The organism is Prevotella dentasini JCM 15908 (genome assembly GCF_000614065.1).
In the GTDB taxonomy this organism is placed as follows: Bacteria; Bacteroidota; Bacteroidia; order Bacteroidales; family Bacteroidaceae; genus Prevotella; species Prevotella dentasini.
On record NZ_BAKG01000030.1, the window covers coordinates 1 to 10,153 of the forward strand.

A 10,153-nucleotide genomic window follows, 5' to 3' on the forward strand; every position below is an offset into this window, starting at 1 on the left:
CTTCTTGGAAGACTTTTACTATATCTTTATTCTAATCTGTTATCCGCAGAAGAATAGGATAATTAGCTGTGCGGTGAAAATTCGCAGGAACATGCTCAGCGGATAAACCGTAGAGTAGCCCAGTGCCGGTGCTTCTCCTGCACAGATAGAGTTTGCGTATGCCAATGCAGGTGGGTCTGTGTACGTTCCGGCAAGCATACCCATGATGGTAAAATAGTTGAACTTATACTTTAGCCGGGCTATTGTTCCAACGATGAGGATAGGGATGACGGTTATAATAAAGCCTGTGTACACATATTTCAGTCCATCACCCTGAACGACAGTCTCCCAGAATCCCGCACCGGCCTTGATGCCGACGGATGCAAGGAATAGTGCCAAGCCAAATTCTCGAAGCATCATGTTGGCCGATGTCGTCGTATATGTTACCAAGTGCATCTTATAGCCATAGCGTCCGATAAGGATAGCAATAATCAGCGGTCCGCCTGCAAGACCCAGTTTCAAAGGAACGGGCATGCCGGGGATTGCCAATGGGAAGCTACCGAATATAAGACCAACTATGATTCCCACGAAGATAGTGGCGATATTGGGTGCATTAAGGCGTTTCTCGGAGTTACCCATCATGGCAGCTACTCGTTTTACATTCTCTTCAGGACCAACTACAATGATACGGTCTCCGACGTTGAAAATGTGGTTACGGCTTGCAAAGAGATTCATGCCCTGACGGGTGATGCGAGTAATGTTGACACCATAGACTGAGTTGAAGTGCATCTTGCCCAGTGTCTTGCCGTTCATCGAGCTGTTGGTAATGAGAATCTTGCGGCTTACCATTGGCTGCGGCTGATCTTCTTCGTGCCAGTCGGCCTCTATTTCTGGGCCGATGAAAGCCTTGACGGCCTTGACGTCAGCTTCGGTGCAGACTACCAGAATCTCATCCCCAAGCTCAAATACGGTATCACGCTTGGGAAGGGAAACTACTCCGTCGTGCATGATGCGCGTGCATACAATGTCGCGGTTAAGAAATTCTGAAACCTCTTTCAGTGTTCTGCCACCAATGTATGAGTTGGATACCTTGAGGTACATGATATGGGGCTTGGCGTGAGGATTTTCCGACTCGGATGCCGTCAGCTGTGCGTTCTCATCGTCAAGCTGAACCTTGCAGATGTATTTGATGGCAAGTGTGGCACTGATGATGCCAATCACACCCAATGGATAGGCACAGGCATAGCCCGAGGCAATATCGAAGTCAGTGCCTTGCGGGAATACGCTGTTGAGGGCTTCCTTGGCTGCACCAAGACCGGGAGTGTTGGTTACGGCTCCGTAAAGGGTACCGACCATCATGGGCAGGTTGGACTTGTCGCTTGTGTCAAAGAACAGGTAGTAGCACCCGAACATTACCAATACATTGAGAAGGATAGCAAGGCAGGATAGCATGTTCAATTGTAATCCTCCCTTTCCGAAGCTCTCGAAAAAGCCCGGACCTACCTGTAGACCTATCATAAATACGAATAGGATAAGTCCAAAGTCCTGTAGGAATGTGAGTATGGGCAATGGCCCCGTAAAGCCTATGTGTCCGGCAAGAATCCCGACAAATAGTACAAAGGTTACGCCAAGGGAAACTCCTCCGATTTTTATTTTCCCTAAGTAAACACCAAAAGCGATGACAATCGAATATAGCAGTGCTATATGTGCGACGCCTTCTTGATTTGTAAATAAATTTATTAACCAATCCATAAGTATTATATTTGTCTGCAAAGTTACAGAATAACTTACACATAATGCCATGTTTGTATGTTTTTTTTCTTTTAACATTTAGCTTTTTGTTTTTCATGCTCTATAATCAAAGTTTTTTTATACTTTTGCTTCTGTAATGAGGTTTAATGTAAGATGTAACAGCTGTGGCCGGACTTTCATAGCAGAGACGGAGGCCTATGGGAAACAGAAGTATCGCTGCCCTTATTGTGGTGTAGTGCTGAATTGCCAGTTCGACGAGCCTGAAGAGTTTCGCACGAAGGCGCGTTCCGTTATTCCACTTGTAGATGTAACTCCTGTTGTCGGCAACAAGGTGGCAGAATTGCCGACGGTGAAGCCTAAGATTCTGCGGATGCCCTCTGCCGAGAAGTTGCAGGAGCTGAGGCAGAAGATTGCCCATACCTCTTTTCAGGCAGGTGAAACGGTTAAGGAAGTTACGGCAAATACATCCGAATACATTGCGCGAGGTTCTTCCCGTTTGGCCCGTTTTCAGGAGAAATATGCCGACGGCAATCTTTGGATATTCTTCGGAGGCAGTCTTCTGTTTATTCTGTTGGTCTTTGTCGGCTTGTTTGTTTGTGCGGAGGTGGTGAAGCTGCTGGCCGAAGGACATTCTTGGCTTTTCAAGAATTATATTGAGCTAAGGAACAATTTGTAGTTGATAAGTAAAACGGAGCCTGTTTCTGTTTTCCGTTTTTCCTGTCATTCTGTCAACTTTTGCAAGGTGTTGATTTTCAATGGCATATTTGTTAATGTCGTTGACAGACTGACAGCAGTTCATTGTCAGCGTGGGATTTCTCCGATGTGTAGGACTAAAAAAGAAAAGCCGCTAAACCTTTACGGTTTAGCGGCAAATTTCTTTCTTTTTCTGTTCGTGCTCTGAATTACTTAACAGAATCGGTAGCTGCGCTGTCTACGATAGCAGAGTCAACCATTGCGCTGTCGCTTGTAGAGTCAACCATTGCGCTGTCGGTAGCAGCAGAATCTGCGCCTTCAGCTGGCTTGGCGTTGTTACCACAAGATGCGAAAGAGATAGCTGCAACAGCTACGAACATTAAAACTAACTTCTTCATTTTCTTTGCTTTTTAATTCTGTAAAACAATCATTTGTTTATTAAAACGTTGCAAAGGTAAGTGTTTTTTTTATACGGCAATATTTTTTTGTAAGTTTTTTATTTCTTTTTTGTAACCTTTTTGTAATGTGTTGATATTGTGCGTGTTATGAGTTTGTTTCTTGTGTCGGACAATCCTGCTGCCTTGCTTGTTTTTGTTTGTTTTTCCTGAAAAGTGCTTTCGGAGGGCCGTCATGGAGCGATGATGATATAGAAATTCCGGTTTTCTTGTCCGGTTTTGCTGTTTTGGCGCGGGGAACAAAGGGTAGCGAAATTTGGCAGTGTCCCCTATTTGCATTACCTTTGCATACATATATGATAGATACATCAGCATTTCAGGGCAAGACTGCAAAGTTTTATACATTAGGTTGCAAACTTAACTTCTCAGAGACAAGTACCTTCGCGCGTACCTTATATAATATGGGCGTGCGCGAAGCGAAAAAAGATGAGCAGGCAGATATTTGCCTAATCAATACATGTTCGGTTACGGAAGTTGCCGATCACAAATGCCGTCAGGCGATTCACAGGATGGCAAGGCAGAATCCCGGATCGTTCATTATCGTTACTGGCTGTTATGCGCAGTTGGAGAGTGAGCGCGTCGCAAAGATAGATGGTGTAGACTTGGTGCTTGGAAGCAATGAGAAGGCAGACCTTATAAAATATCTGAGTGATGCGTGGAACCAGCCGGATATGGCTCATGGGGAAGGCGAGGGTCGCCAGTCTCACCTCCATACATTCCACTCCGTGAAAACGAAGGACATCAAGACCTTTCAGCCGAGTTGTTCGCGTGGTAATCGTACGCGCTACTTTCTGAAAGTTCAGGATGGGTGCAACTACTTCTGTACCTATTGCACCATTCCCTATGCACGGGGATTTTCCCGGAATCCCGATATTGCTTCGCTGGTTCGTCAGGCCGGGGAGGCTGCACGCGAGGGTGGCAGGGAAATAGTGCTTACGGGGGTGAATATTGGCGATTTCGGTGCCACCACTCACGAACGTTTTATCGACTTGGTCAGGGAGCTGGATAAGGTGGAGGGCATACAGCGTTTCCGCATCAGTTCGCTGGAGCCGGATTTGCTGGACGACGACCTGATAGAATATTGTGCCCGTTCAAGGGCCTTTATGCCTCATTTCCACATTCCTTTGCAGAGTGGGTCAGACGAAGTTCTGCGCCTGATGCACCGCAGATACGATACTGCGCTCTTTGCCCATAAAATACGGCTTATTAAGGAAAAGATGCCCGATGCCTTTATCGGGGTCGATGTCATGGTGGGATGCCGGGGCGAGAAGCCGGAGTATTTCGATGCGTGCTACCGTTTTCTGGAATCCCTCCCCGTTACCCAGCTGCATGTCTTTCCTTATTCGGAGCGTCCGGGTACGGCGGCTCTGTCTATTCCCTACGTGGTGGACGACCGGGAGAAGAAGCGGCGTGCCCATCAGCTCCTGAAACTGTCCGACGAGAAGACGCATCAGTTCTATTCCCGCTATATCGGTCAGGAAGCCGAGGTGTTGTTCGAGAAGGCTGTGCGCGGCAAGGCCATGCACGGCTTTACCAAAAACTATATTCGTGTAGAGCTTTCCCCATTGCAGGTGAGGGAGGAGCTGGACAATCAGATTGTGAAAGTCCGCTTGGGCGGATTCAATTTCGATAAATCGGCCCTGAAGGCGGAGATTATTTAAGATGAAAGTTGCAATCGTTATCCTCAATTGGAATGGCCGGAAAATGCTGTCAGAGTATTTGCCGGCTGTCTTGGACCATTCTCGCGACGAGGCCGATGTCATTATAGCCGACAACGCCTCTACCGACGACTCCGTCGGGTGGTTGCATGCCAACTATCCCGGTCTGAGGGTCATCGCGCTTGAAAAGAATTATGGCTTTGCAGAAGGGTACAACCGTGCGCTGAAACAGGTGGAAAGCGAATATTATGTTTTGCTGAACAGCGACGTAGAGGTTACTCCCCGTTGGCTTGTGCCGCTTGTTGACGAGATGGACGCGCATCCCGAAATTGCTGCGTGTCAGCCGAAGTTGCTTGCTGTGCACGACAGGTCTTCTTTTGAGTATGCAGGGGCTTCGGGCGGATTTCTCGACAGGTGGGGCTACCCTTTTTGCAGGGGGCGGATTTTTGATACGGTAGAGCCGGACGAAGGGCAGTACGATGCGCGCAAGGAGATTCTTTGGGCCACAGGGGCCTGCCTGCTTATCCGCTCGTCCGACTATTGGGCTGCAGGCGGTCTGGATGGTCGTTTCTTCGCCCATAACGAGGAGATTGACCTCTGCTGGCGGCTTCACAGGATGGGGCGGAAGATATATTGTTTTCCTGACAGCAGGGTCTACCATGTAGGCGGGGGGACGCTTCCCAAGTCTAATCCGATGAAGACCTTCCTTAATTTCCGCAACAACCTGACAATGCTCTGGAAGAATCTTCCTGCCGGTGAACTGAATCGTGTGATGCGGGTCCGCTGTTTTCTCGACTATCTTGCAGCCGTCCAGACCCTTGTGCTCAACAGGAACTGGGGCGAGTTTATGGCCATTATCAAGGCTCGTCGTGCCTTCAGGCGGTGGAGGTATGAATTCAGAAGTCCTGAGGACATAGCCCGGGAACTCCGTATGAAGCCGCAGGCGGTCAGTGACGGCAGGACAGACTTTTCCATTTTGTGGGCTTATTATGTGAAAGGATATAAAAAATATGGGCAATTACCATAGTTCTTTTTGCTTTCATTGACTTTAAGACGATATTTTTAATTGTTATTTTAACTTTTTTAGATAAATCCTTTCGTAAAGACATATTTTTTAGTAATTTTGCATGGTGTGTTGAAAATTTCAAGGTAACCAAGTGAAGAAGCTAAGTTACATATTGCCTTTATTGCTGATGGTCTTGACCGGCTGTCAGTTCAAGTTCTCTTCTGACGACGAAGTGAACGCTTCTTCATTGGTGAAGATTGAGCGGTACGACCGTTTGGAGTACCGCTACCTGACTACGGGCGATTTTTCTGCCCTTCAGCAGATGAACACCGAATACCCTGTCGAGACAAGAACCCTGATGGAGGATGTAGTGAAGATAGGCAGCGCGACAGAGCCTGACATCAATACGAAGTTTCTGAAGTTCTATCAGGACACCATCTTGCAGTCGCTGATAACTGCCGTGGAGGCCGAATATGCCAATATGGACGACCTGAACCGTCAGTTGAATGTCGTGTTTGCCAAGTTGAAGCATACGCTCCCCGACGTGGAGACGCCAAGGGTCTATGCCCAAATATCCGCCCTCGACCAAAGCATCGTCGTCGGTACGGGTATTATCGGCATATCTTTGGACAAGTATTTGGGCGAGAACTATCCGCTGTACAAGAAGTTCTATTCCCCCCAGCAGCGCAGTCAGATGTCGAGGGAGTATATTGTTTCAGACTGTCTGACCTTCTATCTGATGAGCCTTTACCCGATGGATAAGTTCGAGGCACGCCCGCAGAAGGAGCGCGACCTGTATATGGGAAAGATACAGTGGGTTGTCAACCAGACGATGGGTCGCAAGGTGTTCGATAATGGTTATGTCGACGCTGTGGCATCCTATATGAGGCATGGTTCGGGAATCACATACGAAGAACTTCTGCGGCTCACCGACTTCACGGAGTTCAAGGTAAGGGGGGAATAGTATTCCCCTCTTGTTGTTTATGGGCGGTTTGCTTTCAGGTAGTTGTTGAGCCGGTGGGCGAACTCGTAGTTCTTCAGCCCCCATTTGGGTGCGATGAGCAGGTCGGGCGGACTCTGGCTGACGAATCTTTCCAGTACGAGGTCTTTGCGTAGCAGCTGTATGTATCGGGCTATCAGCTCAATGTATTCCTCCACCGAGTAGAGGTGGAAGGGATGCTGGCTGTATAGTTGCGCGAGCCGGGTACCGCGTATGATTTGCAGCTGGTGTATCTTCAGGATGTTCAGGGGCAGTGAGGAGATGACGGGGGCCTGTCGCAGGCTTTCTGCCGCGTCTTCTCCGGGAAGTCCCAGAATGATGTGTCCCCCCACGAGGATGCCCCGTCGCGCAGTTTCCTCTATGGCTCTCCGGGTGCAGGCAAAGTCGTGTCCGCGGTTGATGTATTTGAGGGTGGCGTCGTTGCAGCTCTCTATTCCGTATTCTACTATGAGAAAGGTGCGCCTGCTGAGTGCTTCAAGATAGTCGAGCAGCTCCTCGCTGACGCAGTCGGGCCGTGTCCCTATCACAATTCCCACGACGTCTTCCACGCCCAAAGCCTCCTCGTAGATACTTTTCAGGTGCTCCAGCGAACCATAAGTGTTGGTATATGCCTGAAAGTAGGCGAGGTATTTCATGCCCGGATACTTGTGGGCAAAGAATTTTTTTCCGTCCTCCAGCTGTTGCGAGACGGTCTTGCCTTGTCCGCAGTAGGAGGGGTTGAAGGTGCGGTTATCGCAGAAGATACATCCCCCTTTTCCTATCCTTCCGTCTCGGTTAGGGCAGGAGAAACCGGCATCTACCGATATTTTCTGAACCTTATAAGGGAGTTGTTTTTTTATCCAAGTCCCGAAATCATAATAGTATTGTTCCATTTCTTTGCAAATGTACTCAAATTTATGTAATTTTGTCAGCGTTAAAACTTAAATTATGAAGCGAATTATCTTAATGTGTGCAGTACTCTTGTCGGCAGCAACGCAGTTGCTGGCCGGTGAACCCATTTCGTTGAAGGATATTACGAAGGGGGAGTTTGCGGCCAAGCGCATCTCTGGCATCAACCCGTTGAGTGGAACTGCCGAGTATGCGCAGATTTCCAGCGATGGGAAAAAAATCGTAAAGTATTCTTTCAAGACAGGAAAGGAGACTGGGGTGATATTCGATTTGGACAATGTCAGGGGCGAGAAGCCGGAGTCGTTTACCGGCTATCAGATTTCCTCCGACGGGCAGTATCTGCTCATCCAGACCGACGTTCGTCCAGTCTATCGCCGTTCCTTCACGGCAGACTTCTATGTTTACAGCGTCAGGGACAAGATGCTCAAGCGGCTTTCGGCAGGCGGCCCACAGCAGATTCCTACCTTCTCGCCGGACAGCCGCCATATTGCCTTTGTGAGGAATAACAACATCTTCATCACCGACGGTACAACCGAACGGCAGGTTACCCACGATGGCGAATTCAACAAGGTCATCAACGGAATACCCGACTGGGTGTACGAAGAGGAGTTTGGGTTCAACAACGCCTTGGCGTGGAGTGCCGACGGAAAGAGCCTGAGCTGGATTCGCTTCGACGAGTCTGCAGTCAAGACCTTCTCCCTTCAGTCCTACAAGGGGGCTTCGCCTGTACGGTCGCAGTACGAGGTCTATCCGGGCGAATACAGCTATAAGTATCCGAAGGCCGGCGAGGACAACTCGAAGGTGTCGGTGTGGTCTTACCGCCTCGCCGATGGCCGGACGGTGCAGTATCAGGTGCCGTTGGATGCCGACGGCTACATTCCCCGTGTGAAGACTGCCGAGGGTTCGGACGGCATCATCATCTATACCATGAACCGGCATCAGGACGAGCTGAACCTCTACAAGGCCAATCCGGCGACGGGAGCTTGCAGTCTCGTCATCAGGGAAAGCGTGCCCAAGTATGTGAAGGAAGAGGTTGTTGAGGGCATCAGCATCCTGAAAGACTATATCCTGCTCCCGTCCGACCGCGACGGGCACATGCACCTGTATCTCTATGGCAGGGACGGAAAGCTCCTGCGGCAGCTGGAAAAGGGCGACTACGACGTAACTGCCTTCTATGGCTACGACGAAAAGACAGGGAATGTCTATTTTCAGGCAGCAAAGGAAAGTCCTATGCAGCGCGAGGTCTATGTTGCCGACAAGAACGGACGGGTGAGAAGGCTGAGTCCTGCCTCGGGATGGAACAATGCCAACTTCTCGGGCGACTTCAGGTATTTTCTCAATTCGTGGAGCGACCGCAACCATCCGTATGTGTACACGCTCTACGACAATCAGGGCAAGGCCGTGCGCGAAGTGCTCAACAACGACGAGTTGGTGCAGAAGCTGGGTAAGTACGGGCTGACCGGGAAAGACTTCTTCAGGTTCAGGACCTCAGAGGGTGTGGAGCTGAACGGATGGATGGTCAAGCCTGCCGACTTTGATGCCAGCAGGAAATATCCCGTCATCATGTTCCAGTACAGCGGACCGGGCAGTCAGCAGGTGGTTGACAGTTGGAATGTCGGCTCAATGGGCAATGGCGGAATGTTCGATTACTATCTGGCACAGAAGGGTTTTATAGTTGTCTGTGTAGACGGTCGCGGCACGGGTGCCCGTGGAGCCGACTTCGAGAAGTGCACCTATCTGCGTCTGGGCGACTTGGAGTCGAAGGATCAGGTAGAGACCGCAATCTGGCTGGGCAGTCTGCCCTACGTTGATGCAAAGCGCATCGGCATGTGGGGATGGAGCTTTGGCGGATTCAACACGCTGATGAGCCTTAGCGAAGGACGTGCCGTGTTCAAGGCAGGCGTTGCAGTGGCTCCGCCCACCAACTGGCGTTATTACGATACGGTCTATACCGAACGCTACATGCGCACTCCGCAGGAGAATCCCGACGGCTATGCCATAAATCCGATAGAGCGTGCAGGCAAGCAGAGCGGAAGGCTGCTGCTTTGCCACGGCATTGCCGACGACAATGTGCATCCGCAGAATGTGTTTGAGTATTCCGAAGCCTTGGTTCAGGCCGATAAGGATTTCAAGGAGAACCTCTATGTCAACCGTAATCATAGTATTCATGGCGGAAACACGCGTAATCATCTCCTGCGTCAGATTTCGGAGTGGTTCATAGAGAATCTCTAACGCGTATCCCCTGCCTTTGGGGATAGTCAGAGGCATTTTTCCAAGCCTGTGATGGCATGGTGTCTCCCGGTTGCCGTTGCTGAAGCGACGTGTCGGAGCACCGTCCCATTACGGGCTTTCTTTTTTCTCCTTTCTGTGCGGTTTTCTCTATGGTACGGCCGCAAAGAGAAAGTGCCGTTCTCGTGTAGTCATAGTGCTGTTTTCGTGTGGTCATAGTGCCGTTTTCGCAATGCGAAAGCGGCATTTTCGTTTTTTAGCCGTATTATGTCCGGGAAATGGGGAAAATCTATCTGCCCCGTGCCAGATTGTCTGTTCCCCAATTGTTATTTTGTTTCTGCCATGTTTCCGTCTCCAAGGACAGCGAGCCTCAGCCACGTGGTGTGTCGTGCCGAGCTGCAGCCACGGTGTAGGGACAGACCGCGTGTCTGTCCGATAATCAGAAACCACCATGCACATGCGGACAGGCACAGGGCCTGTCCCTACAGATTAA

9 protein-coding genes are annotated in these 10,153 nt (G+C 49.8%); 5 read left to right on the forward strand and 4 right to left on the reverse strand.

Features of this window, described 5'->3' with window-relative positions:
• Nucleotides 1-39: 39 nt before the first annotated feature.
• Nucleotides 40-1,731, reverse strand: a complete 1,692-nt coding sequence (locus JCM15908_RS10985) for a putative transporter (protein ID WP_025003358.1) — start codon at nucleotides 1,729-1,731, stop codon at nucleotides 40-42.
• Between the two features lie 136 nt (nucleotides 1,732-1,867).
• Here JCM15908_RS10985 and JCM15908_RS10990 point away from each other — a divergent pair, with 136 nt between their 5' ends.
• Nucleotides 1,868-2,407: a TFIIB-type zinc ribbon-containing protein gene (locus JCM15908_RS10990; protein WP_025003359.1), complete on the forward strand. Its 540-nt coding sequence runs from the start codon at nucleotides 1,868-1,870 to the stop codon at nucleotides 2,405-2,407.
• Nucleotides 2,408-2,633: 226 nt separating this feature from the next.
• Here JCM15908_RS10990 and JCM15908_RS10995 read toward each other — a convergent pair whose 3' ends face one another.
• Together JCM15908_RS10995 and JCM15908_RS15305 are read right to left on the reverse strand one after the other, a co-directional pair.
• Nucleotides 2,634-2,822 carry a PG1828 family lipoprotein gene (locus JCM15908_RS10995; RefSeq protein WP_025003360.1) on the reverse strand — a complete coding sequence of 63 codons (189 nt, stop codon included), beginning with the start codon at nucleotides 2,820-2,822 and terminating at the stop codon, nucleotides 2,634-2,636.
• 69 nt (nucleotides 2,823-2,891) lie between these two features.
• Nucleotides 2,892-3,158 (reverse strand): hypothetical protein, encoded by a 267-nt coding sequence (locus JCM15908_RS15305; RefSeq protein ID WP_148295586.1) that lies wholly within the window; start codon nucleotides 3,156-3,158, stop codon nucleotides 2,892-2,894.
• Between the two features lie 17 nt (nucleotides 3,159-3,175).
• On the opposite strand from JCM15908_RS15305, the gene mtaB reads away from it, so the two are divergent.
• The 3 genes from mtaB (at nucleotide 3,176) to JCM15908_RS11015 (ending at nucleotide 6,507) form a co-directional block, all read left to right on the forward strand.
• Nucleotides 3,176-4,540 (forward strand): tRNA (N(6)-L-threonylcarbamoyladenosine(37)-C(2))-methylthiotransferase MtaB, encoded by a 1,365-nt coding sequence (gene mtaB, locus JCM15908_RS11005; protein WP_025003362.1) that lies wholly within the window; start codon nucleotides 3,176-3,178, stop codon nucleotides 4,538-4,540.
• A 1-nt stretch (nucleotide 4,541) separates the two neighbouring features.
• A complete protein-coding gene (locus JCM15908_RS11010; protein ID WP_025003363.1) occupies nucleotides 4,542-5,564 on the forward strand; it encodes a glycosyltransferase family 2 protein in 1,023 nt (340 codons plus the stop codon).
• Nucleotides 5,565-5,694: 130 nt separating this feature from the next.
• Nucleotides 5,695-6,507 carry a gliding motility protein GldB-related protein gene (locus JCM15908_RS11015; protein WP_025003364.1) on the forward strand — a complete coding sequence of 271 codons (813 nt, stop codon included), beginning with the start codon at nucleotides 5,695-5,697 and terminating at the stop codon, nucleotides 6,505-6,507.
• A gap of 17 nt (nucleotides 6,508-6,524) precedes the next feature.
• Here JCM15908_RS11015 and mnmL read toward each other — a convergent pair whose 3' ends face one another.
• Nucleotides 6,525-7,415, reverse strand: a complete 891-nt coding sequence (gene mnmL, locus JCM15908_RS11020; protein ID WP_025003365.1) for a tRNA modification radical SAM protein MnmL/YtqA — start codon at nucleotides 7,413-7,415, stop codon at nucleotides 6,525-6,527.
• Nucleotides 7,416-7,470: 55 nt separating this feature from the next.
• On the opposite strand from mnmL, the gene JCM15908_RS11025 reads away from it, so the two are divergent.
• Nucleotides 7,471-9,663 carry a S9 family peptidase gene (locus JCM15908_RS11025; RefSeq protein ID WP_234396450.1) on the forward strand — a complete coding sequence of 731 codons (2,193 nt, stop codon included), beginning with the start codon at nucleotides 7,471-7,473 and terminating at the stop codon, nucleotides 9,661-9,663.
• The last annotated feature ends 490 nt before the right edge of the window (nucleotides 9,664-10,153 follow it).